Origin of the sequence: Lentzea rhizosphaerae (assembly GCF_042649515.1) — a bacterium.
In the GTDB taxonomy this organism is placed as follows: Bacteria; Actinomycetota; Actinomycetes; order Mycobacteriales; family Pseudonocardiaceae; genus Lentzea; species Lentzea aerocolonigenes.
On the sequence record NZ_JBHRZI010000046.1, the window covers coordinates 86,337 to 108,471 of the forward strand.

The following is a 22,135-nucleotide window of genomic DNA, read 5'->3' on the forward strand; positions in this document are numbered from 1 at the left end:
CCCCGCGTGTCGTTGTGGTGCACGGAAGGTCCCCGCGTGCCGTGCAGGAAGCACTCGAACGGGGGACGCTCAGCCGTCGGTGGAGATGATCCGGTCGTCGTTCGAGCTCGGCGAACCGTTGTTGTCCTGGTTGGACGTGCCGAGCCACAACGTGCCGTCCGGCGCGGGAGCCACCGCGCGCACGCGGCCGTAGCTCGTGAACACCGACTGCGGGGTGCCGAGCGAGGTGCCGTTCACCGGGATCTTCCAGACGCGCTTGCCGGTGACCGCGCCGACGTACAGGGCGTTCTTGTAGAACGCGATGCCGGACGGGCCGGCCTGGCTGGTGCTCCAGGTCTTGACCGGGTTGGTCATGCCTGCGGTGCTGCAGTTGCCCTCACAGGTCGGCCAGCCGTAGTTCTTGCCGGCCTCGATGCGATTGATCTCGTCGGTCCTGCTGTTGCCGAACTCGGTGGCGTACGCGGTGTTGCCGACCCACGTGATGCCCTGGACGTTGCGGTGGCCGATCGAGTAGACGACGCTGCCGGCGCGAGGGTTGCCGGCAGCGGCCTTGCCCGCGGTGTCGAAGCGCAACACCTTGCCGCCCAACGAGTTCCAGTTCTGCGCGGTGGACGTGTTCTGTCCGTCACCCGTGGTGGCCCAGAGGAAGCCGTCCGGGCCCCACTCGAGTCCGCCGCCGTTGTGGTAGCGGTTCTTGGGGATCCCGGTGACGATCGGCTGCGGGGTGCCGCCGAGCTGCAGCTTGGCGATGCGGTTGTCGTTCGCCGTCGAGTAGTAGATGAAGACGGAGTTGTCGGTGGCGAAGGTCTTCGACACGGCGAGGCCCAGCAGGCCTCCTTCGCCACCGGTCGTCTGGGCCTGCTCGACCGTGTCCAGCTCGGTCACGGTCGTGCCCTTGATCTTCTTGATCTTGCGGGTGTCCCGCTCGGTGAAGATGCCGCTTCCGTCCGGTAGGAACTCGATGTCCCACGGGATGTCCAGCTTCGTGGCGAGGGTCCGCTCGGCGAGTGCCGAGGGATCGCCCTGAGCCGAGGCCGGCACGACGCAGAGGGTTGCGACTGCGGCAGTGCAGGCTGCCGCGGCTGCGATGCGACGAGCACGCATGTGTGCTCTCCTTTGGTCCGCTCGTGAGTGTCTGCGGCGGCGTTGCAGGGCGTGCCCACCCAAGCACACATCGTGCACACAGGCAAAGGTCCTCCGATGTGTCGAGACGGATGAACGGCGCTTTCGTTCACCTCAGGTGGACAAAAGCGCCGTTCATCGCTTGAAACGTCCACTGGGACGGAGTGCTCATCGGATGATTTTAGGGAACTTTCTGTACGGTCTGGACCTCGACGGGCCGGAGGACATACCGTGTGGTTCGCCGCCGCACCCCACGGAAAGTGCCACGCCTGCCCACGTCGGGCTCGCTGGCCGGAGACCCGAGGAGTTGCGCCATGAACGTTGCAGTCCCCACCACCGAGACGAAGCTTCCCGAGGTCAAGCGCGAGTGGGTGAAGCCCGACTTCCGCGACTTCGAGACGCCGATGGAGGTCACGGCCTACGCGGCCCGCAGCTGACGTTGCTCCGCGCCGGGGTTCCCACCTCCTGCCGGGAGCCCCGGTTCCTCCTGGTGAACCGAGGAGTTTTGCGTCCATGACTGCCGTTGCCCCCGCGGAGTTCGTCGCCGAGCTGCGCGCCCTCGCGCCCCGGTACTGGGACAGCCACCCGTTCCACCTGCGCATGCACGCCGGACAGCTGAGCAAGCACGAGCTGCAGGCGTGGGCCGCGAACCGCTGGTACTACCAGCGCTGCATCGCGCAGAAGGACGCCGCGATCCTCTCCAACTGCCCGTCGCCGGAAATCCGGCGGCAGTGGCGCGAGCGGATCATCTGGCACGACGGCACCCGACCGGGAGAGGGTGGCGCCGAGAACTGGATCCGGCTCGCGGAAGCCGTTGGGCTGACGAGGGAAGAGGTGCTCGACGAACGCCACGTGCTGCCCGGCACGAGGTTCGCCGTCGACGCCTACGTGAACTTCGCGCGCACCAAGCCGTGGGTCGAGGCGATCGCCTCCGGGCTCACCGAGATGTTCTCTGGTGCGTTGATGCGCAGGCGTTTGGCGGCGCTGCGGGAGCAGTACCCGTGGATCGCCGAGGAGGGCTTCGCGTACTTCACCAACCGCATCGAGGCGGTCGCCGGGGAGGGGCGGGCCACTCTGGACATCGTGGTCGAGCACTCGCTGACCCGCGAGCAGCAGCTGGCGGCCGTCGCCGCGTTGTCGTTCAAGTGCGATGTCTTACGCGCCGTGCTGGACGCCGTCGACTACTACTCGGGCAAGGGAAAGCCGTGATCTCGGCCGTCGCGCTGGACGCCGTGCCGCGCATCCGGCGCGGGGTGAAGTGCACGTACGACCAGATCCGTTCCGCGCACGTCGTGCTGTTCCCCGAGGGCGTGCTGGTGCTGAACGAGACAGCTGCTTCCGTCGTGTCGCTTTGTGATGGCGTGCGTTCCGTCGGGGACATCGCTCTCGTCCTGGGTGACGAGTACGACGGTGTCGAGCCCGCGGACATCGCCTCGCTGGTCGCTCGCCTGGTCGAGCGGAGGGTGGTGGACGTCGATGGCTGAGGCTCCCTTCGGCCTGCTGGCCGAGCTGACGCACCGGTGCCCGTTGCAGTGCGGCTACTGCTCGAACCCCGTCGAGCTGGTGCGGCGCGACGCCGAGCTCTCGACCGAGGACTGGCGGCGCGTGTTCGACCAGGCGCGGTCGCTCGGCGCGTTGCAGATCCACCTGTCCGGCGGCGAACCGTTGCTGCGCCCCGACCTGCCCGAGCTGGTGACGCACGCGAACAGCCTCGGCTGCTACGTCAACCTGGTCACGTCGGGCGTGGGCCTGTCCCGGGAAAGGTTGCGGGACCTGGCTTCGCGCGGTGTCGACCACGTGCAGCTCTCGTTGCAGGACGCGACCCGCGAGGGCAACGACCGGATCGCGGGCATCAAGGCGTTCGACCGCAAGGTGCAGGCAGCCGCCTTCATCCGTGACGAAGACCTGCCGCTGACGGTCAACACCGTGCTGCACCGGCAGAACCTCGACAACGTCGCCGGCATCATCGCGATGGCGGAGGAGATGGGCGCCGAGCGCCTGGAGCTCGCCAACACCCAGTACTACGGCTGGGCGTTGCGCAACCGGGCCGTTCTCCTGCCGACGCGCGACCAGCTCGCCGCCGCGGACCCGGTCGTCGCCGCCGCGCAGGAACGGCTGCGCGGGCGGATGGAGATCGTCTACGTCATCGCGGACTACCACGAGGCCCACCCGAAACCGTGCATGTACGGGTGGGGTGCCCGGCAGCTGACGGTCGCACCGAACGGCGACGTCCTCCCCTGCCCCGCCGCCACGGTGATCTCGTCACTGACGATCGAGAACGTGCGGGAGAAGTCCCTGCACGACATCTGGCACGACTCGCCGTCGTTCAACGCCTTCCGCGGCTTCGAGTGGATGCGGGACCCGTGCCGCTCGTGCCCGCGCAAGGAGATCGACTTCGGCGGGTGCCGCTGCCAGGCCTTCCAGCTCACGGGCGACGCCGCCGCGACCGACCCGGTCTGTTCGCTGTCCCCCGCTCGGTCCACTGTGGACCTGATCCTGGAGACAGAGATGGCACCGTCCGAGGTTCCCGCCATGGCCATGAGGAAGATGACTTGAAAGCCGTTCTGCTCGGCACCACGGCAGGCGGTGGCTTCCCCCAGTGGAACTGCGCCTGCGCCCTGTGCGTGCGCGCCCGGTCGGGCTCACTGCCGTCGCGGTCGCAGGACTGCCTCGCGATCAGCGGCAACGGCACGGACTGGTGGCTCGTCAACGCCTCGCCGGACATCCGCGCCCAGATCGCCGGGTGCTCTTTCCTGAACCCCGGCCCCGGCCCGCGCGACACCCCGTTGCGCGGCGCGTTGTTCACCGACGCCGAGCTGGACCACACGCTGGGCCTGCTGACGTTGCGCGGCGGGGCGGGCCTGACGGTGTGGGCGCCCGGCACGGTCCTGCACGCGTTGCGGGACCAGTTCGACCTGCGCACGGTGATCGACGGCTACGCGCCCGTGGCGTGGCGCGAGGTGGACGCGGACTTCGATCTCGGCGGTCTGCGCGTCACCGCGATCCCGATCAGCGGCAAGCGCCCGAAGTACGCCCGCTCGTCCACTGTGGACGGCTACTGGGTGGTGGCGTACCGGTTCCTCGACCCGGTCACAGGGGGCGTCCTGGTCTACGCGCCGTGCCTCGCGTCGTGGCCCGCGGGCTTCGACGAGGTGGTGGCGCAGGCCGACTGCGTGCTGCTCGACGGCACGTTCTACGCGGCCTCCGAGATGGGTTCGGCGACGGGCAGCTCGTCCGGCCAGGCCGCGATGGGGCACCTGCCGATCACGGCCAGTCTGCCCGAGCTGCGGCGGTTTCCCGACGTGCGGCGGATCTACACGCACCTCAACAACACCAACCCGGTGCTGGATCCGTCGTCGCCGGAGTCGTTGAAGCTGCGGGAGGCAGGCGTCGAGGTTCCGCTCGACGGCACGGTGATCGAGCTCTAGATCGGCCAGAATCGGCGGATGTCCTACGTGATCGGCGGACGTCCGGTGGCCGACCGGATCGTCGCGGAGCTGCCCTCCTTCGCGCGGCAGGTGATCGCGGCGCTGGTCGAGCGCGTCCCCGCGTACGCCCAGCTGCCCGCCGAGGAGCTCCAGGGCGACATCTTCCGGGTCGTCGACCACGCGTTGCGCGCCTTCGCCCAGGTGCTCGGGAGCGGTGAGCTGCCGTCGGAGGACGAGTTGCGGTTCCTGCGCGAGTCGGCGGCGCGGCGGGCCGAGGAGGGCGTGCCGATCGACGTGGTGCTCACGGCGTACCACGTGGGCATCCAGGTCGTGTGGGAGTCGCTGGTGCCCGAGGCGCGGCCGGAGGAGGTCGGGGAGGTGCTGGCGCTGAACGCGTTGGCGTTGCGGTACCTCCAGCTCGTGACGCCGGTCGTGAGCGCCGGGTACCTCGACGAGCGGCAGACGATGTTCGACGACGAGAGGTCCGCGCGGCACACGTTGCTGGCCGGGTTGCTCGACGGGTCCGTGGAGGCATCCGGACCGCTCGTGGTGCTGGCGCTGCACGTGCCGCCGCACCCCGACGAGCTGCTGGCCGGTGTGGACGCGGCCATCGCCGGGCGGCGGAAGCTCCGCCGGCTGCGGACCGAGCTGGAGCGGCACAGCCGGGAGCCGGTGCTGTCCTCGCTCACCCCGGACGGTGGGATCGCGCTGCTGCCCGGCGAGGACGACCGCGTGGACCGGATCGTCGCGGACGTCGCGAAGGCCGCGGGTGTGCCGATCACGGTGGCGGCGGTCGCGACCCAGCCCTCCGGGGTCGCGGCCGCCGCCGGGCTCGCGCGCGAGGTCCTCGCCGTGGCCGTGCGGTCGGGTCCTGGCCTGTACCGGCTCACCGACGTGCTGCTCGAGTACCAGCTGTCCCGGCCGAGCGCGGCGCTCGGGCCGTTGGCTTCCATTGTGGAACCGTTGACCGAGGAACTGGTGCAGACGCTGGAGGTCTACCTCCGGCGCGGGTCACGGCGTCCTGCCGCGACCGAGCTGCACGTGCACCCGAACACCGTCGACTACCGGCTGCGTCGGGTCGCCGAGCTGACCGGGCTGGACCCGACCCGGATCGAGCACGTCACGCTGCTGACGGCTGCGCTGGCCGCACGGCGCTCGCGACCGTAGTCCCGAACGCCTTCATGCCCGCGGCGTTGGGGTGCAGCGGTGCCGCGATCGTCGTCGGGATCAGGCCTTCGAGGTACCGGTCGGCGGGTTCTGCGCAGATGTCGTGCCCGACGGTCACCGCGGCGAAGTCCACGAACGTCGCACCGCGCTGGGACGCCTCGGCCTTCGCCGTCGCGCTGATCCTGTTCATGACGCTCTGCAGGTAGTCGCCGTCGCGGCCCCAGACCGGCTGACGCGGGTAGCAGCCGCCGGGCCTGATGTACGTGCCGTACCCGGTCACCAGCAGCTTCGCGTTGGGCGAACGGCGCTTGATCTCGTCCAGCGCGGCGCCGAACTCCGGCGCCCACTTCTCCACGGCCGCGGCGAGCTGGTCGGTACCACCGGCGGTGTAGCGGTCCTTGCAGGACAGCCCCGCCGGTTCGGGGAGGAGGTTGATGCAGCTCAACGCGGTCTGGAACAGGCCGATGTCGTTGGCGCCGATCGTCAGCGACACGAGGTCGGTGCTCGGCTTCAACGCGTCGTACTGCGGTGCGACGAAACCGAACTGGCGGCCCGCGAAGTCGTCGGTCTTCGCGCCGGAGCACGTGACGTCGGTGAGCCTCGCGCCGAGCAGCTTCGCCGCGACCTGCGGGTAGTTCTGGTCCGAGCGCAGGCACCACAGCGCCGGGTCCTGGTTCGGGATGAGCGGACCGGCCGCCGCCGAGTCCCCCAGTGCCACGTAGTCGAGGGTGTCGTCCGCCTGTGCTGCGGTTGTTCCGGCGACCAACGTCGCCACGAGCGCCAACCCGGCCACGATGCGCATTCCGAACCTCCAACGTCGCTGTCAGGTCTGCTCATCGTGGTGGTTCTGGTCACTGCCGCGGGTGGGACGCTGCCCAGAGTCAGCCGGACGTGTTTGTGACGGATCACAATGGAGCCGTGACTCCTGGGGATCTTCTCGCTCTGGCCGCACGGTCCTGCGCGGACGCCGCGAAACTGCTGCACGAGCTGCCGGTCGACGTGTCGGCGAAGGGCACGTTCGACCAGGTCAGCTCGGCGGACCTGGAGGTCGAGGCGTTCCTGCGCCGGGTGCTCGTGGCAGCCGTGCCGGAGTCGGCGGTGATCGGAGAGGAGCTCGGATCGTCACGGGCCCCGATCACCTGGTACGTCGACCCGATCGACGGCACCCGCAACTTCGTGCGCGGACTGCCCTTGTCGTGCATCTCGGTGGCCGCGGCCGTCGACGGCGAGCTGGTCGCGGGCTGCGTGCTGGACCCGTTCCGCGACGAGCTGTTCACGGCGGCCGTCGACGTGCCGTTCACGGTCCGCTCGACCGGGCTGGTGATCCCGCCCGGCACCAGTCCGCGGCCGCTCGTGCTGACCGACATCCCGTTGCCCGGCAGCCCGTACCGCGGCGAGATGGACCTGCTGGGCGAGCTGATGGAGGTCGCGGACGTGCGCCGCGTCTACTCCACAGCCCTGTCGCTCGCCTGGGTCGCGGCCGGGCGGGCGGACGCGACGGCGAACCTCGGCATCCACCCGTGGGACGTCGCGGCGGGCGCGGTGCTCGTCCGCTCGTCGGGCGGGGAGTTCCGCGAGATCGGTTCCAACGGGTTCGTGGCGGGCCGGGGTGAGATCGTGTCGTGGCTGGCCGACCGACTGGAGGGTGTCGTCTCGTGATCGATCTCGGCGGCAGGGTCGTGCTGGTCACCGGAGCCGGCGGCACCATCGGCGCGGGCATCGCGGCCCGGTTCGCGGACGCGGGCGCCACGGTCGTCCGCCACCTCGGACGTGCCGACGGCGACCTGCGCACGGACGCCCCGAGGATCGTCGACGAGGCCGTCGCACGGCACGGCAGGCTGGACGCGGTCGTCAACAACGCCGGTGTGCAGCCCGTGGAACCGTTGCCGGACATGACGACCGAGCAGTGGCGGTCCGTCGTGGACACGAACCTGACGGTCCCGTTCGCCGTCACTCAGGCCGCGGTGCGCCACCTGGGCCGCGGCGGTTCGATCACCCACATCGCGTCGATCGAGGGGTCCCACCCGGCGCCCGGCCACGCCCACTACGCCGCCTCGAAGGCCGCGCTGATCATGCACGCGCGTGCGGCGGCGCTGGAGTACGGCCCGCGCGGGATCCGCGTCAACACCGTGTCACCGGGCCTGGTGGCCAGGCCCGGCATCGAGGAGCAGTGGCCGGAGGGCGTCACCCGGTGGCAGGCGGCGGCACCGTTGGGGCGGCTCGGGACGCCGGAGGACATCGGCAACGCGTGCGTGTTCCTCGCCTCGGACCTCGCCTCGTGGATCACCGGCCACGACCTCGTGGTCGACGGCGGCGTCACGGCTCGCCCGACCTGGTAGCCCTACCCAGCAGCGATCGTTAGCAAACATCACTATCCGTGACCCGCGCACGCGCGTACATCAGCGTCCGTTACACCAACAGAGCACAAAGACCTTTCCTCGACCCGCACAAGAACCCCAGGTCAGACGCGATATGTCACCTGGCCACCACTGTGCGTATTAGCTGGCTATGGAATGTGTCAAGTTGGTCACGGACTCAAAAATGACTACCCGGAGTGATAACACGCGCGTCCTCTTCGTCGAATCCTCAACCAGTCGACCTGGACCAGAGGGGGACGGACGACATGACAACCGAGAACCGAGGACTTTCCCGACGGACACTGCTGACCGCCGCGCTGGGAGGTGCCGCGGTGAGCGTCGTGGGACACAGCGTGTTCGCCGGAGTCGCCTCGGCGGCGCCCGGAAGCAAGAAGCTGATCATCGGCAGCGTGGACCACCTGGGCAACGGGATCGTGCAGCTCGCCGACCCGAGTCTGACCGGCCCGTCCACGATCGTCGCCGTCAACGGCCAGCCCAACGGGATCACCGGCTCGCCGGACGGCCTGCGCGCCTACGTGGCAACGGCGTTCGGGCCGGGCCTGAGCGTCGTGGACGTGGACGCCGCCAAGGTCACCGGCGAGATCGCCGTGGGCGGGTTCGCCAACGAGGTGGTGGTCTCACCCGACGGCAAGATCATCTACGTCGCGACCGGGTCGAGCGGTGCCGGTGGTTCCCGCGGGCACGTGGCCGTGGTGGACGCGGCGACCGGCGACGTCCGTGCCCGGATCAACGCGGGACTGTGGCCGCGCTCGCTGGCCTTGACGCCGGACGGCACGCAGCTGTTCGTCGGCGACGAGCGGGCGAAGGGCATCACGATCGTCGACACCGCGAAGAACGCGGTGGCCGGTTCGTTCAGGACCGAGAAGCAGGTGCTCGAACTCGCCATCGACCCCAAGGGCAAGAGCCTCTACGCGGCCTCGTTGCGCGAACTGGTCACGTACGACCTGCGTGGCGGCAAGTCGGGCACGACCGAGCTGGAGGGCGTCCCCTGCGGCCTGGCGGTGCACCCGAACGGAACGTTCGCGGTGGTCAGCCTCTACGCGGGCCGCAACGCCGACTCGCAGCTCGTCACGGTGAACATCGCGTCCAACAAGGTCAGGACGAAGGAGCCCAACGGCAAGGCGAACGGTCCTCTCACGATGAGCAAGGACGGTGACCGCGCGTTCGTGCTGGACAAGAAGAACCGCAAGGTCACGTCCGCGGACACCGCGTCCGGCAAGCCGGACAACTCCCTGTCGACCCCCAACTCGAACACGCCGACCTGCGTCGCGTTCGTCGAGACCGTCTGAGCCGGGAGGAACCCGCGATGCCTTTCTCCATGGCCGTCAAGACCCTGGACTACACCCCGACCTGGCCCACCTACCCGAGCCTGTGGATGGGCGGCTACTGCGGCGCGCCCCGCGGCAACCAGGGCGCGGTCGACCGACGGCTGCGCGCGCAGTGCGTCGTGATCGACGACGGCAACGGCCCCAAGGTCATGCTGCGCGTCGACGTCGTCAGCATCCCGCGCTACGTCCACCAGGCGATCAGGTCCGCCGTGGTGCCGTTGGTGGGCAACAACAACGGCAACTTCCTGATCATCGTCAGCCACACCCACTCCGGCCCGATGATCGGCACGACGAGCCCGAGCCCGTACGTGATGATGAACCTGACGCCCGCGGACATCAGCGCGATCGAGGGCACCACCACGGTGTTCATCGACCAGATGATCACCCTCGTGGAGCAGACGCTCGCAATGAGCCGCACGCCGGTCACCTTGTGGTACAAGGAAGGCGACACGACGATCGGCTACAACCGGGCAGAGGAACCCAACGTCCTCACCACGATCTCCGCGCTGATCGCCCGCCGCACGAGCAACAACAGCCTGTTCACCGTCCTCTTCGGATACGCCTGCCACGCCGTGTCCCGCGGCAACGACAGGGTCTTCTGCAGCGACTACCCCGGTGCCGCGACCGACGTGATCAGCAACGCGCTGGGCGTGCAGGCGTTGTTCTTCCAGGGCGCCGCGGGCGACCAGGAGCCCAACGACCCGCATTCCCCCAGCCAGGTCACCAACCTCGGCACGACACTGGGCAACGCGGTCGTGTCGATGGTGAACTCGGGCGGCTGGAACGCCGTCACCGGTCCGGTCAGCACCTTCTACAACGAGGTCAACCTCCCGCTGACGGTGGACTTCGGCGACCCGGCGGCGGTGATCCGCGCCAGGAACTCGTACAACAACCGGATCGACACCTTCCCGCCGGACGACTTCGCGTACCGCCACGCCGAGGTCATGATCGAGAAGATCAGCGGCCCCGGCCTGCCCAAGGTGTTCCCGATGCCCATCCAGCGCTGGAACCTGGGCGGCCTGAACATCCTCGCGATGTCGCACGAGGTCCTCTCGCAGTACGCGGTGACGTTGCAGAACCAGACCCCGGGCTGGCTCTGGATCATGGCCTACGCCAACGAGACCGAGGGCTACGTCGCGGCCAACGGCGTCCTGCAGGCAGGCGAGGCGAAGCACTTCGGCTACGAGGCCGGTTGGACCGACGACGACCAGATGTCGGGCCCTGGCTCGTGGACGACGTTCTACGCCTGGCCCGCACCGCTGAAGTTCACCCCGAGCGGCGCCGCCGCGGCCGGGACCACCGAGCGTCTGGTTCTCGACGCCTGCACCGCCATGCTGAACCTCTGAGGGGTGGAGTGAGACATGCCAGGACCCAGCACCACGTTGTCGGCCCGCTACGGCCTCGCTCCGGTCTACCCGTGCGACAACGTCGGCGACCTTTACCTGTTCGAACACTCGACGCCGACCACCGGCACGTTCTCCTGGGGCGAGAGCTACCAGGTGGGCGCGGGCTGGCAGGGCCGCGTGCTCGCGGGCCCGAGCGGGTGGATGTTCAGCATCACCACCGGCGGTGAACTGAGACTGTTGCACTACAACGGAACCAACTGGGACCTGTTCAACGGCAGCGAGTACCTCGTGCTCGCCCAGGGCTGGTCCTACACGGCGGCCAACACCCGCTACCGGATCTCGGTGGACGAGGACGGCGTGATCTACACGCTCGACACCCTCGGCAACCTCAAGGCGCACTACTACAACTTCGCGACCCAGCAGTGGGCCGTGCAGGGCGCTCTGCTGGACACCGGGCTGACCCAGTACAACGCGATCGTGGCGACGAGCCGTGGTGTGGTCTACGCGCGCAACGCCGCCGGTGCGATGTACCGCTACTACATCGACTTCTGGTCCGGCGCCACGGCGACGTGGGTCAAGCCCGTCTCCGCGGTCACCACGGGCTGGGCGAACCTGAAGAACCTCAGCTCGGGCGGCGGCGAGACGTTCTACGCCGTCAACCAGAACAACGGCAACCTGCTCTGGTACAGCTACAACCCGGTCGCCAAGACGTGGAAGAACGCCAAGATCATCGGTTACGGCTGGAACAGCGAGCAGGACGTCGTCGTGCAGTCCAACGCGTGCAGCCGGTTCCCGTGGGTCTCCGCCTGCAACTCGTTCGGTCCGCAGGACGGTGGCGCGGTGATCACCCGGCTGAACCAGGTGAAGAAGAACTGAGTCCGTGAGTGGACCGGCGGAGGACCAGCTCCGGCTGCACGAGCCGGCGCCGGTCCACGCCGGTCCGTTCGTTGATGAGCGCGATCAGCAGGTCGACCGCCTCCTCACCGACCCGGTCCGGGCGCAGGCTCACCGCGGTCACGGGCGGGGTCGTCGTCGCGTAGTCCGGGTCCTCGCTGATGCACGCCACCAGCAGGTCCCGCGGCACCCGGAGCCCGTGGTGCCGGGCGGCGGCGAGGATGTTGTGGCCCGAGTCGGAGTAGACGCCGACGACGGCGTCCGGTCGCGGACCGCGGTCGAGCAGCAGGCCGGCCGCGGTCTGCTCGGTCGTGAAGTAGTCGGGCAGCGAGGCGTACCTCTCGACGAGGATCGGCACGTCCCGTTCGGCGCACCAGGACACGTAGGCCTGCTCGACCAGGTGCGGGTACGTGTCGTCGTGCACCGGCAGGGTGAGCGCGATCCGCCGGGCGCCGGCCTGGGCGAGGTGGTCGAGCGCGAGCCGCAGTCCCGCGTCGTGGTCGGCGTCCACCCACGCGTCGCCAGGGCACGGCCGGCACGGTCTGCCCTCGCTGACGATCGGGATGCCGCGTTCCCGCAGGAGGGAACGCACCGGGTCGTCGGCGCGCGGTCCGACGTGGATGACACCGTCCATCGGCGTGCTGAGCCACATCCACGGTGACAACGAACTCGGCATCACCATGAGCATGTAGCCGCGCTCGTGCGCCGCCGCCATCGCGCCCAGCGCCAGCTGTCCGTAGTACGGGATCTCGGTGTACGACACGGGAAGGTCGCCGTACGTCGTCATCGTCAGGCCGAGCACCCCGGTGCTGCCGGACGCCACGGCCCTCGCCGTGCTGGCGGGGGCGTGACCGAGCTCGCGGGCCGCGGCGATCACGCGCTGCCTCGTCGCCTCGGACACCCGTCCGGTGCCGTTGAGAGCGTTCGACACCGTCGCCGTGGAGACCCCGGCCAGTGCGGCCACGGCTCCGAGCGTGGGACGCCGCCAGACATGCGTGGTCTTCAGGTCCATCTCAACAGGCCCGCCCGGCTTGTGGTTAAGACGTTAATCACTCAACCTACCGGCGAACGCGGGTGGGAACGAGTGCTTCATGTGGACAGAGGGGAAGCGGTGGAGGCAAAGATTTCACAGGTGCGGCAACGCACCGCACCTCCGGTCGTCGCGGCGCGGTGGGCGCTGTGGGCGTTCGTCGTCGTCAACCTGGTGATCGTCGAGGTCCTCTTCTTCACCGCCGGAACCGGCAAGAACGAGGTGCTGACGGTCGCCAAGTTCTTCGGCATGCACGCCGCCGTGGTGATGCTGTTCCAACTGCTGCTGGTGGCGCGGCTCCCGTGGCTCGACCGCCGGATCGGCATGGACCGGCTCACGGTCTGGCACCGCTGGGTCGGCTTCACCCTGCTGTGGACCATCCTCACCCACGCCTTCATCGTGGTGCTGGGCTACGCGACGCTCGACAACGCGTCGATGGGCAAGACGTTCCTCGCACTGGCCGGAGTACCGGCCTCGCTGCTCGGCATGTGCGCCGCGCTGATCATCGTCGTGATCGGCACGGTCTCCACCCGATCCGTGCGGCGGCGGCTGCGGTACGAGACGTGGCACGGTCTGCACCTGTTGCTGTACTTGGCGTTGGGCCTGGCGTTCGTCCACCAGCTGCGGGAGACCACGACCTTCAAGTCCTCGCCGTTCGCCCAGATCTACTGGTGGGCCCTGTGGCTGTTCGCGTTCGGCGCGCTCGTCATCGGCCGGATCGTGATGCCCCTGTGGCGCAACGCCTACCACCACTTCGAGGTCGCGGCAGTCGTCCCGGAGTCCGACGACGTGGTGTCGATCCACGTCACCGGCCGCCACCTCGACAAGCTGCCGGCCAGGGCAGGCCAGTTCTGCATCTGGCGCTTCCCCGGCCACAACCACTGGTGGCTCGCAAACCCGTTCTCCCTCTCGGCAGCACCCGACGGCCGCACGTTGCGCCTGACGGCCAAGGCAGTGGGCAAGGTCAGCGCCGGCCTGCGCAACGTCCCGGTGGGAAGCCGAGCGTTCGTCGAAGGCCCGTACGGCGCGTTCACCTCACTGCACCGCACGCGCCCCGGCGCCCTGCTGATCGCCGGCGGGGTGGGCATCACGCCGATCCGAGCCCTTCTGGAGGAGGAACCGGCAGGCGACGTCGTGGTGCTCTACCGCGTCCGCAACGCCGAGGACGCCGTCCTGGCCGACGAGGTGCGCACGCTGGTCTCGGAACGCGGCGGCCGACTGCACCTGCTCACCGGCCGCACGGCGGACAGGCCCTCGCCGTTCGAGCCGGGCAGTCTCCGCACCCTGGTTCCCGACATCGACGAGCGCGACGTGTACGTGTGCGGGCCGCCCGCGATGACCTCGGCGGTGCTCAGCGCGCTGCGCCGGTTGAAGGTGCCTGGGCGGCAGGTGCACTCGGAGCGGTTCGGGCTGGCGTGACTCCTGGCTGAGGTGGACGGGCTCGCTGCTCCGGCGGCGAGCCCCGAAGCGGCGCCATCTCGTGACGAAGACCACATCGTCCGACACGCCGAAGCCGTCCGGCCGCAGACAGGCAACATCACGCCGTTAAACGCACCAAAAGCCCCTGACCTGCAGCTACGACACCGTCCAAGATCACTCGGCTCAGCGTCCACCTGACCGCTGACCAAGATCAACTAGCGGTTACTCTCCGCTGTCTCCCGGTCATCGTTCGGAGGCATCAGACCCAGCCGGAACGACCGCGAAACCGGCTCCAGCGCCACGCAAAATGCCTGCTCAAGCACCACGTGGCGGTACTGCCGCAGATGGTGCCCCCGACGCGGTACGCACTGAATCCTTGCGGGGTCGCACCTGCCGTGAACTGCAGATATCTGCCACCGTTCCGATCACGCATCGCCGTCGGCGCCGTAGCGGTGATGCCCGATGAGGCGCCAGGACTGGTCACTCTGGCTCCAGTGCGCATGTACCGGGCTGGTGGCACTCGGCGCAGCGTATGCGTCGTATCGCCATGGTCGGGAGTTCGCGCTTCGGCACGGCGCCGATGCGACAACCGCGGCGATCTGGCCACTGATCGTGGACGGGCTGCTCACCTCGGCGACGGTCGAGCTGTGGAAGAGCGGTGCCGGCTCCCGTTGGAAGGCGTGGTCGGCCTTCGGGTTCGGCATCGTGCTGTCGCTGTGCGCCAACATCGCCTCGGCTCCCGAACTGACGGCATTCGCAGTCGCGGTTGCTGCCTGCCCGCCGCTGGCCCTGCTGCTCGCAGTCGAACTGCTGAACCACTCGCTCAAGCGCCGCCGAGCCGAGATCTCGACCGAGACCAGCGACGAGACGGCCGAGATCGGCCGGGTGGTGCGTCTCGTAGACGGCTCGCATACGGATCCCGTCCGCGAACCAACCGCTGAAGAGCAGATGTGGGCCTACTTCCAGATCCAGCGCGCCCGCGGCCGCTGGCCGAGTGGTGCCGAACTCGACCGCGTCGCTGGCACCAACAACTATGGCCGAAAACTGCTCCGCCGATGGAAGGAGGAGGGCCACACGAGGGCAGACTGCGCCACACACTGACGATTCAGAGCCACTCGAACGTGTAAACAGCCTCGAAGGTTCCCAACAGACGCTCGGTACAGCTGGAGGACTTCGGACGCGAGACAACATCGCCTAGGCCTGAGCTGGGCCTCGGCACCTGTTCACTATCGTTGCGGCGGGCACTAGCGCTGTCCCACCGGACCACCGTCCCAAGCTGGCACAACGTCCCGCACGCCTTGATGTAGCGAATGCGAGCGGTTGCACGACAGTATCTAGCGTGGTGGACACATCAAGGGCAAAGCGCGCACTTGTCCCGAGCATCGGCGGTCTCGTCGCGGTTTCCGCGTCGCTGAGCGCGATGTCAGGCTGGCCTGACTGGATTGCTGTGGTGAGAACCGCGCGCCCGTACCTGCCGCAAGCATCATTCTTGATAATCGCCGCAATACTGTTCTTTATTGCCGCAAGGCGCCTGATCACCCCGCCCAAAGAAAATTCTCCTGGCACGTTCACTCTCAATTGGTGGACTGTAGCCTTGTGCGGTGCCATCATCGTCATAGTCGGATGGCTGACAACAAGCTGGTTACTCACCGAGGCAAATCGAGCGAAGGATCCCGCAGCCGCCCGTGTTGAAGCAATCAAAACTGGACTAAGCATCGGCGCCGGAACCGGTGGCGTGCTCGCGTTGCTCCTGGCCGTACGGCGTCAATGGCATCAGGAGCTCACTGCAGCGGACACCACTCACGATGCCACAGAAAAAAGGATCACCGAGCTCTACAACAATGCCGTCAATCAGCTTGGCCACGAAAATGCAGCCGTTAGACTTGCTGCTCTATACGCCTTGGAACGTCTCGCTCAGGCCAATCAAAACCACCGCCAGACGGTCGCGGACGTAATCTGCGCGTACTTGCGCATGCCAGTAAACGACCCCGAACCAAAACAGAACAAGAAAGACACTTCCACCAAAGAGGAAATGGACGAAAAGGTTCGCCTTCAGCAAGAGTCAGAAGTTCGAAAGACTGCACAAAGGCTTCTTTGCAAACACCTCAAGTGGCCGCGTTGGAGCAAATTCGCCCCTGTCGACTTCTGGTCGAACATCGACATCGACTTGACGGGAGCGAAATTAGATCACTTCAACTTCGAAAACTGCCGAGCGCGACAAGCACTCTTCAACTCTGCAATATTCACTGGGGAGTCTTTCTTCGTTAGAGCAACTTTCGAAGGCGAGCCATGGGGTAAAAACGGTCCATCCGGCACAGGAGGCGCCTACTTCATCGGAGCAAAGTTCGAAGAAGGAGCAATTTTTGAAGATGCACTATTCTTTGGCGATGCACACTTCAGATCTGCATCATTCAGCAAAGAAGCATACTTTGGCGGTGTGCACTTCCACGGGAAGGCCGAGTTCGATGAAGCCAAGTTCAACCAATACTGCTTATTTGAAGGATCGGAATTCCATGACACGGCAAGCTTCAAAGAAGCCCACTTTAAGGGCCTAGTTTCATTTCAGCCGGAAGGAATTTACGTCGAGAGCACCAGGTTTCGCGATGAAATATTCACCGACTTCAGCGGAGCAATTTTCGACAGTGGCGCACTATTTGAAGGCGTCATCTTCGACGCGAAGGATTCCGGGCGCAGTAACTCCGTAAACGGTGTCTTCTTTGGCGCGACCAGAATTGCCGCAACTAAGAACCCGAAACTGAGGTACTGGCCGGAAGGTTGGAAAGAAAGTCATGATGATCATGACTCTTATGGCACCCTCGTCCCCGCTGACGCCGACCGCGCCGCAGAGCTAGAAAAACAAAAGAACTCCGCATGGCGTCGACCGTAGGAGAATGCATCAACATCTCAAAGAGTTAGACTATCCATATCAGGAATACTCGCCCTGACGGCGGAATAAGCGAATTCTTTACCTCCGCGCGCCGCACCGACAGTCCTGGTTTTACGAAGGGCGCCCACGGCTGTAAGGCGCTTTAGCCGATTGTTGGCATTCTGAGGGCTGATACCGAGCCGTTGAGCGAGGTCATTTGCTTTAAAATCACCTAGCTCCAAGGCTGCATCGAAAGTCTCGGGGAGTGGTGCCGGCCCATCAAGCTTGAGCGTCCCGTCTCTATCAAGGACAACCACTTGGACGTCCCGGCGCTCGAGACAGATGGTGACCGCCTCGGCGTTCTCAACGTTCAAGCCGGTGACCTTGAGCGTCACATCTTGACTTGCGGCATCGAGAGAGGCCAGGAACTTACCGAGGAACTCGTCAGCGAAGCTGATGGTCATCGCCGTCACGTTGGTGAAGTCGATGGTGAGATCGACTCCGGTCTTACCCGCGAGGATCCCCTCAAGCAGGCTGCGACCATCGCGGGCCTTGCTACGCGTAGCGGGGAACTCACCCAGCTGGACGACGTTGAAGACGGCTGCGTGTGTCATGGTTTCTCCGGTTTCATTGTACCGATTGAACCATCTTTACGGGTGTTGCGGAAGTTCGTGGGACAGCCACGCCCAAGTGCCTCGGGTTTGGTCTGGACGAGGGCGACGCGACACGGTTCGAGGCTGATCGCCTGCAGTGACGGTGATCTCACCTGTACCGGAACGAATATGGAAGCGGATCGTGCCGTACTTCCCTCCACCGTCGATGAGATCACCGAGACCGTGGCCTCGTGTGTCCGAGGTGCCCGTAACGCCGTCTTTCAAGGCCTCCTCGAGTGCGTACACATCGGAGTTAAGGTGTTGATGCGCCGGGTTCTGCCGCAGGTGTTGCAAAACTCCGATGCCGTTGTCGCAGACCGCCAACTCCAACCGCGGCTGCTTAGTGGTCGCGCCTGTGTAGGTCTGCGCCGCAATGAAGGCTCCTTCATCGCTCTCCCCGTGCTCGACAGCATTATCGAGAAGCTCGTTGCAGGCTTTTGTTAGAGCTGGCCCAACATCAGGTGGGTAGAACGCTGTGATCAGGTAGCCGACCTTCTCAGCCAGATCGTCCACGGTGGCTCGCGTAAGTGGCGAAACCTCAAGCAAGCGATGCGGTAGATCCACCCGTTTCTCAGGCGCGATGCGGCCCACTATTTGGGTATGCAGAGGCATTCGACGCAGCACGTCCATCCGCTGGAAGTAAGAGGCCGTGTTGGGTTCCCTAGGTAGGCGGAATATTACGGGAATGGCTACCGCGGACGCCCAGTGTGCAATGGCAAGCACGCCAGCCAAGTCCAGCGGACAGACGAAACCGATCTCCCTTGCGTCGATCACCAGAACCTCGGGACCTACCAGGTTCAGCATGGCTGCTGTGGCCAGCGGCTTGTCCCCGATGAGGTTCAGCTCCATGTCTCCAGTCTCCCTGAGGCCCGCGTACACCGACAGTGATCCTTCCGCGATTCGGTTTCACGGAGTACAGTGAAACCGATGATACGCTGATGGTGGTCCGGCGGCATCCGCCAAGCGGGTCCTGAGCAAGGAGGTCCGAGAGATGAGCAACACCAAGCGGCACGTCGTGCCGAACCCTGACGGCGGCTGGGACATCAAGAAGCCCGGTGGACAGCGCTCGAGTGGCCACCACCCCACGCAGCAGCAGGCCGTCGACCGCGCCCGCGAGATCGTCCAGAACGCCGGCGGCGGCGAGGTCGTCACTCATGGCCGCGATGGCCGGATCCGTGACTCCGACACCGTCGCGCCCGCCCGCGACCCGTTTCCCCCACGCGACACCAAGTAGCCGACATCACCACGGCTCGTGAGCCGTCGAGCATCAGCAGGGAGAAGTCAATGACGACCGCAGAAGTCGACACGCAGCACCCCGGTCACGACAACAAGACCGTGACCATCGTGGTCAACACCCGCGAGCACTCGTGGGACCAGAAGGAGATCTCGTTCGAGCAGGTCTTCCAGCTCGCCTACCCCGGTCACCAGCTCGCGGACGGCGAGACCGTGACGATCCAGTACTCACGCGGCCCGAACGAGAAGCCCAAGGGCTCGCTCACTGCCAACCACAGCGTGAAGGTCAAGAACAAGATGGTCTTCGATGTCTACCTCACCACTCGTTCGTGACACCGACCTCGGGCGTCTTCTGGACGACGGCTACGACGTCGTCGTCCGGGAGGGCCACCTGGTTGTTCGCCAAATCCCATACGTCACAACCGAAGCAGCCGTTGCGTACGGCTTCCTCACGTACCCAGTCACGGTTGCTGGCGACCGCATCGTGTCCGGCACCGATCACCGCATCTGGTTCGGCGGCAGTACTCCATGCGACGAGCACGGCCGGCCGATCAAGTGCGCGAACGCGGAAGAACATGCCGTCACCTCCGACATGCGCGCCACATTCATGCTGTCGAGCAAGCCGGGACCCAACGGGTACGCCAGCGAATACGAGAAGGTGACCGCGTACATCCGCATCCTGTCCCACCCAGCCGTCGCGCTAGACGATTCAGTTACCCCGACCCCAGGCGCAGCGTGGCAGGAGGTCGAAGACGACCTGCCCTTCCGCTACCGGGACACCGCCACCGCTCGCGCTGGCTTGGCTGCGCTGAACAAGGTCTTCTTCAACCAGAAGATTGGCGTGGTCGGCACGGGTGGCACGGGCGGCTATGTCGTTGATCTAGTGGCGAAGACACCGGTCGCCGAAATCGCACTGTACGACGGCGACACCTTCGACAACCACAATGCATTTCGGGCACCCGGCGCTGCCGACATCGAGGTTCTTCGTGCTCGACCAAATAAGGCAGAGTATTTCGCGCAGGTGTACGGGCACATGCACACCGGCGTCACCGCCTATCCGGTCTTCATCGATGAAAGCAACCTCACACTGCTCAATGATCGCACTTTTGTCTTTTTGTCGATGGACAACACTTCAGCCAAGCCCGCCATCATCAAACACCTCAGGGAACGAAAGATCCCGTTCATTGATGTAGGAATGGGAGTTGAGGAGATTGACGGAAAGCTCTCGGGCTTGCTTCGCGTAACCCTGGGCCTGCCCGACTCTACCGCCACTGACGCTCAAATCCCAACGAAGCGCGGCGATGTCGACGAGGACGACTACAGCCGCAACATCCAGATCGCAGATCTAAATGCTCTGAATGCAACCTTCGCCGTGGGTAGATGGAAGCGCTGGCTCAGCTTCTACGCAGACGGGTCCAAGGAGACCTCCATGACCTATTCCATCTACGTCAACGAGCTCTCTAACGAGGTTGCCCAGTGACCAAGGAAACTCATCTTCGACCAGAGTTCGTGACATCATTTCCCACTCCCATGGAGCACGGAGTGATGTACGTGTCAATCGAGTACAACAATTGCGGACACCTCTGCGCCTGCGGATGCGGTCGAGAGGTAATTACGCCCTTGTCACCAGCGCAGTGGTCAATCACATACGACGGCGAGAAAATCTCAATATGGCCCTCAGTTGGCAACTGGTCCCTGCCGTGCCAATCCCATTACATCGTGGACCGAGGCAGAATCCGTTGGGCCCGGAGCTTCACTGAACGCGAGATTGAGCGAAACAGGGTGCACGATCGCGCCCTTCTTGAAGGACAATACGGCGGAAACGAAAAACTAGCCGATGAACGGGCCGATTCGGTCGAAACGACCTCAAGCTTCCCCAACTCTGACAGACACCGAGTCGGTACGTGGAAATGGATTCTGAGCCGCGTGCGCCGCCTCATAAGCTGACAACCCTCACGCCGAACCGCCCCTGTTCAGCTCCTTTCCATTTTCTAACAGCTTATGCAGCAGCGGGGGCGGCGCATGCTCAGAGCTTGAATCCATCAGCCTTGGTGTACGCGAGGAAACTGAGCCATGCGCCCGCGCCGACGGCGAATGACCCGCCATCTGGATCCTTGCTGTCGCGCATCGCGGCCTCGGTCTCGCTGACAGCAAGCTCGACACAGTTGTTGTCAGGTGCGGTGTAGCTGGACTTGCGCCACGTCTTCTCAGGGTTCGTCATGTCGCTGGAGTCTCTCCTTGAAGAGTTCAGCCTGCTCGCGGATGATCTTGAGCGACTCTTCGGGCGTGAAGGCCAACTCCTCCGCGATCTCGTTGAACGACTTGCGGAACTTGTCTACGTCAACGTCATTCTCCACCCATCGACCACCTCCCCTGGTCTCCAGGTAGACGACGTCGGGGAAGTCCTCGTCGTCGAAGCTCAGGATGGTCACGCCGTCGATGGCGTAAGCGCCGGCGTCCTCACCGATCACCTGGATCGTCACGTTCGGCAGGGCCGCGGCCGCCATCAGGTGGAGCAACTGCGCGTACATGGCAGCAGGTCCGCCGACTGCACGGCGCAGAGCCGCGATGTCGATCAGGAAATGAGCCTGCAGCGGAGCGTCTCCGTGTAGCCGCATCTGGCGGCTCTGCCGAGCGGCGACGGTGCGGTTGGCGGGAACCTTCGGGTTGACGAACCGGTGCGCCGCTTCGCGGAGCGCGAGCGTGTACTCCGGGACCTGCAACATGCCTGGGATCCAGACCGCTTCCACCTGCTTCAGCTGTGAGGCATCGGCTTCAGCACGGGCGTACGAGCGAGCCGCCTGGTTGTACGCGGCTGGATGTTGGACGCGCGTGCTGTCCTGCTTGGCGTCCTCCCAGTACTCGGTCGCCTTTCGCCGGCGGTCTTCGTCTGCCTCGACGAGGTCGAGGAACAGACCGAGGTCGGCCCAGCCGAGGAGGTTCGTGCCGTTCAAGCACTTGGAGAGGTGCGCCTCGGTCTTCCGGAGCTCGCTCGCGAGGTACCCGAGGTCCTTGCCCGCGTCCTTGCGAAGCTGATCAAGCAGGCGACCCAGCTTGGACTTCCTGTACGTCTTGTCGCTCGGCACCCAGTTGCCTCCTCGCACTACGGCACGCGTGATCACCCTAGCCACGTCGCAGGTCAGGACGTATTCACACGATCCGGGTATCGCATTCGGGGTTAATTAACCCCTACGGTAGGCGCTGTCGACGGGATCCTTGGCCCCTTGCGGGGAGATGACCCGGACGGGCGTGTCCGGTTCAGCTAGCGCGC

The 22,135-nt window shown here is 65.9% G+C and carries 25 protein-coding genes; 18 read left to right on the forward strand and 7 right to left on the reverse strand.

Annotated elements, in window-relative coordinates; translation table 11 throughout:
* Positions 1-69: 69 nt before the first annotated feature.
* Positions 70-1,104 (reverse strand): PQQ-dependent sugar dehydrogenase, encoded by a 1,035-nt coding sequence (locus tag ACFOWZ_RS42210; RefSeq protein ID WP_382379608.1) that lies wholly within the window; start codon positions 1,102-1,104, stop codon positions 70-72.
* Positions 1,105-1,436: 332 nt separating this feature from the next.
* On the opposite strand from ACFOWZ_RS42210, the gene pqqA reads away from it, so the two are divergent.
* The 6 genes from pqqA to ACFOWZ_RS42240 all read left to right on the forward strand — a co-directional run bounded on the left by pqqA (position 1,437) and on the right by ACFOWZ_RS42240 (position 5,717).
* Positions 1,437-1,559: a pyrroloquinoline quinone precursor peptide PqqA gene (gene pqqA, locus ACFOWZ_RS42215; RefSeq protein WP_063757028.1), complete on the forward strand. Its 123-nt coding sequence runs from the start codon at positions 1,437-1,439 to the stop codon at positions 1,557-1,559.
* Between the two features lie 76 nt (positions 1,560-1,635).
* Complete coding sequence (gene pqqC, locus ACFOWZ_RS42220) at positions 1,636-2,331, forward strand: pyrroloquinoline-quinone synthase PqqC (protein ID WP_382379609.1); 696 nt, start codon at positions 1,636-1,638, stop codon at positions 2,329-2,331.
* On the forward strand, positions 2,328-2,606 hold the full coding sequence (pqqD, locus tag ACFOWZ_RS42225; protein ID WP_308202604.1) for a pyrroloquinoline quinone biosynthesis peptide chaperone PqqD: 279 nt from the start codon (positions 2,328-2,330) through the stop codon (positions 2,604-2,606). Before pqqC ends, pqqD begins: the two co-directional genes overlap by 4 nt.
* Positions 2,599-3,678 (forward strand): pyrroloquinoline quinone biosynthesis protein PqqE, encoded by a 1,080-nt coding sequence (pqqE, locus tag ACFOWZ_RS42230; RefSeq protein WP_382379610.1) that lies wholly within the window; start codon positions 2,599-2,601, stop codon positions 3,676-3,678. The genes pqqD and pqqE overlap by 8 nt, the downstream gene beginning before the upstream one ends.
* Positions 3,675-4,550, forward strand: coding sequence for a pyrroloquinoline quinone biosynthesis protein PqqB (gene pqqB / locus ACFOWZ_RS42235; protein ID WP_382379611.1), 876 nt, complete (start codon positions 3,675-3,677; stop codon positions 4,548-4,550). The genes pqqE and pqqB overlap by 4 nt, the downstream gene beginning before the upstream one ends.
* 18 nt (positions 4,551-4,568) lie before the next feature.
* Positions 4,569-5,717, forward strand: a complete 1,149-nt coding sequence (locus ACFOWZ_RS42240) for a PucR family transcriptional regulator (RefSeq protein WP_382379612.1) — start codon at positions 4,569-4,571, stop codon at positions 5,715-5,717.
* On the opposite strand, the gene ACFOWZ_RS42245 is transcribed toward ACFOWZ_RS42240, so the two are convergent.
* Positions 5,671-6,519, reverse strand: a complete 849-nt coding sequence (locus ACFOWZ_RS42245; RefSeq protein WP_382379613.1) for an SGNH/GDSL hydrolase family protein — start codon at positions 6,517-6,519, stop codon at positions 5,671-5,673. The genes ACFOWZ_RS42240 and ACFOWZ_RS42245 overlap by 47 nt on opposite strands.
* 116 nt (positions 6,520-6,635) lie before the next feature.
* Between ACFOWZ_RS42245 and ACFOWZ_RS42250 the strand changes: the two genes are divergently transcribed.
* The 5 genes from ACFOWZ_RS42250 to ACFOWZ_RS42270 all read left to right on the forward strand — a co-directional run bounded on the left by ACFOWZ_RS42250 (position 6,636) and on the right by ACFOWZ_RS42270 (position 11,645).
* Positions 6,636-7,376 (forward strand): inositol monophosphatase family protein, encoded by a 741-nt coding sequence (locus ACFOWZ_RS42250; protein WP_382379614.1) that lies wholly within the window; start codon positions 6,636-6,638, stop codon positions 7,374-7,376.
* Positions 7,373-8,056: an SDR family NAD(P)-dependent oxidoreductase gene (locus ACFOWZ_RS42255; protein ID WP_382379615.1), complete on the forward strand. Its 684-nt coding sequence runs from the start codon at positions 7,373-7,375 to the stop codon at positions 8,054-8,056. The genes ACFOWZ_RS42250 and ACFOWZ_RS42255 overlap by 4 nt, the downstream gene beginning before the upstream one ends.
* Positions 8,057-8,340: 284 nt before the next feature.
* Positions 8,341-9,384 carry a YncE family protein gene (locus ACFOWZ_RS42260; RefSeq protein WP_382379616.1) on the forward strand — a complete coding sequence of 348 codons (1,044 nt, stop codon included), beginning with the start codon at positions 8,341-8,343 and terminating at the stop codon, positions 9,382-9,384.
* A 17-nt stretch (positions 9,385-9,401) separates the two neighbouring features.
* Positions 9,402-10,769 carry a hypothetical protein gene (locus ACFOWZ_RS42265; protein WP_382379617.1) on the forward strand — a complete coding sequence of 456 codons (1,368 nt, stop codon included), beginning with the start codon at positions 9,402-9,404 and terminating at the stop codon, positions 10,767-10,769.
* A gap of 15 nt (positions 10,770-10,784) precedes the next feature.
* A complete protein-coding gene (locus tag ACFOWZ_RS42270; protein ID WP_382379618.1) occupies positions 10,785-11,645 on the forward strand; it encodes a tachylectin-related carbohydrate-binding protein in 861 nt (286 codons plus the stop codon).
* On the opposite strand, the gene ACFOWZ_RS42275 is transcribed toward ACFOWZ_RS42270, so the two are convergent.
* Positions 11,614-12,675, reverse strand: coding sequence for a LacI family DNA-binding transcriptional regulator (locus ACFOWZ_RS42275; RefSeq protein WP_382379619.1), 1,062 nt, complete (start codon positions 12,673-12,675; stop codon positions 11,614-11,616). The two genes, ACFOWZ_RS42270 and ACFOWZ_RS42275, sit on opposite strands and share 32 nt — an antisense overlap.
* Before the next feature lie 99 nt (positions 12,676-12,774).
* Between ACFOWZ_RS42275 and ACFOWZ_RS42280 the strand changes: the two genes are divergently transcribed.
* The 3 genes from ACFOWZ_RS42280 (at position 12,775) to ACFOWZ_RS42290 (ending at position 16,999) form a co-directional block, all read left to right on the forward strand.
* The gene (locus ACFOWZ_RS42280; RefSeq protein WP_382379620.1) at positions 12,775-14,112 is read left to right on the forward strand and encodes a ferredoxin reductase family protein; all 1,338 of its coding nucleotides are present in this window, start codon (positions 12,775-12,777) and stop codon (positions 14,110-14,112) included.
* 462 nt (positions 14,113-14,574) lie between these two features.
* Positions 14,575-15,213, forward strand: coding sequence for a DUF2637 domain-containing protein (locus ACFOWZ_RS42285; protein ID WP_382379621.1), 639 nt, complete (start codon positions 14,575-14,577; stop codon positions 15,211-15,213).
* 238 nt (positions 15,214-15,451) lie between these two features.
* Positions 15,452-16,999 (forward strand): pentapeptide repeat-containing protein, encoded by a 1,548-nt coding sequence (locus ACFOWZ_RS42290; RefSeq protein ID WP_382379622.1) that lies wholly within the window; start codon positions 15,452-15,454, stop codon positions 16,997-16,999.
* 17 nt (positions 17,000-17,016) lie between these two features.
* On the opposite strand, the gene ACFOWZ_RS42295 is transcribed toward ACFOWZ_RS42290, so the two are convergent.
* Both ACFOWZ_RS42295 and ACFOWZ_RS42300 read right to left on the reverse strand, forming a co-directional pair.
* A complete protein-coding gene (locus ACFOWZ_RS42295; RefSeq protein WP_382379623.1) occupies positions 17,017-17,592 on the reverse strand; it encodes an STAS-like domain-containing protein in 576 nt (191 codons plus the stop codon).
* A 36-nt stretch (positions 17,593-17,628) separates the two neighbouring features.
* A complete protein-coding gene (locus ACFOWZ_RS42300; RefSeq protein ID WP_382379624.1) occupies positions 17,629-18,480 on the reverse strand; it encodes a hypothetical protein in 852 nt (283 codons plus the stop codon).
* Between the two features lie 142 nt (positions 18,481-18,622).
* On the opposite strand from ACFOWZ_RS42300, the gene ACFOWZ_RS42305 reads away from it, so the two are divergent.
* From ACFOWZ_RS42305 to ACFOWZ_RS42320, 4 genes are all read left to right on the forward strand, one after another.
* Entirely contained in the window at positions 18,623-18,865 is a 243-nt protein-coding gene (locus ACFOWZ_RS42305) for a DUF2188 domain-containing protein (RefSeq protein ID WP_382379625.1), read from the forward strand.
* Positions 18,866-18,915: 50 nt separating this feature from the next.
* Positions 18,916-19,197, forward strand: coding sequence for a multiubiquitin domain-containing protein (locus ACFOWZ_RS42310; protein ID WP_382379626.1), 282 nt, complete (start codon positions 18,916-18,918; stop codon positions 19,195-19,197).
* A complete protein-coding gene (locus ACFOWZ_RS42315) occupies positions 19,172-20,344 on the forward strand; it encodes a ThiF family adenylyltransferase (protein WP_382379627.1) in 1,173 nt (390 codons plus the stop codon). Before ACFOWZ_RS42310 ends, ACFOWZ_RS42315 begins: the two co-directional genes overlap by 26 nt.
* A 65-nt stretch (positions 20,345-20,409) precedes the next feature.
* Positions 20,410-20,811, forward strand: coding sequence for a DUF6527 family protein (locus ACFOWZ_RS42320; RefSeq protein ID WP_382379770.1), 402 nt, complete (start codon positions 20,410-20,412; stop codon positions 20,809-20,811).
* Positions 20,812-20,890: 79 nt separating this feature from the next.
* Here the strand turns inward: ACFOWZ_RS42320 and ACFOWZ_RS42325 are convergent, their stop codons facing one another.
* Both ACFOWZ_RS42325 and ACFOWZ_RS42330 read right to left on the reverse strand, forming a co-directional pair.
* The gene (locus tag ACFOWZ_RS42325; RefSeq protein ID WP_382379628.1) at positions 20,891-21,085 is read right to left on the reverse strand and encodes a DUF397 domain-containing protein; all 195 of its coding nucleotides are present in this window, start codon (positions 21,083-21,085) and stop codon (positions 20,891-20,893) included.
* Positions 21,072-21,950 carry a helix-turn-helix domain-containing protein gene (locus tag ACFOWZ_RS42330; protein WP_382379629.1) on the reverse strand — a complete coding sequence of 293 codons (879 nt, stop codon included), beginning with the start codon at positions 21,948-21,950 and terminating at the stop codon, positions 21,072-21,074. Before ACFOWZ_RS42330 ends, ACFOWZ_RS42325 begins: the two co-directional genes overlap by 14 nt.
* Positions 21,951-22,135 lie beyond the last annotated feature (185 nt).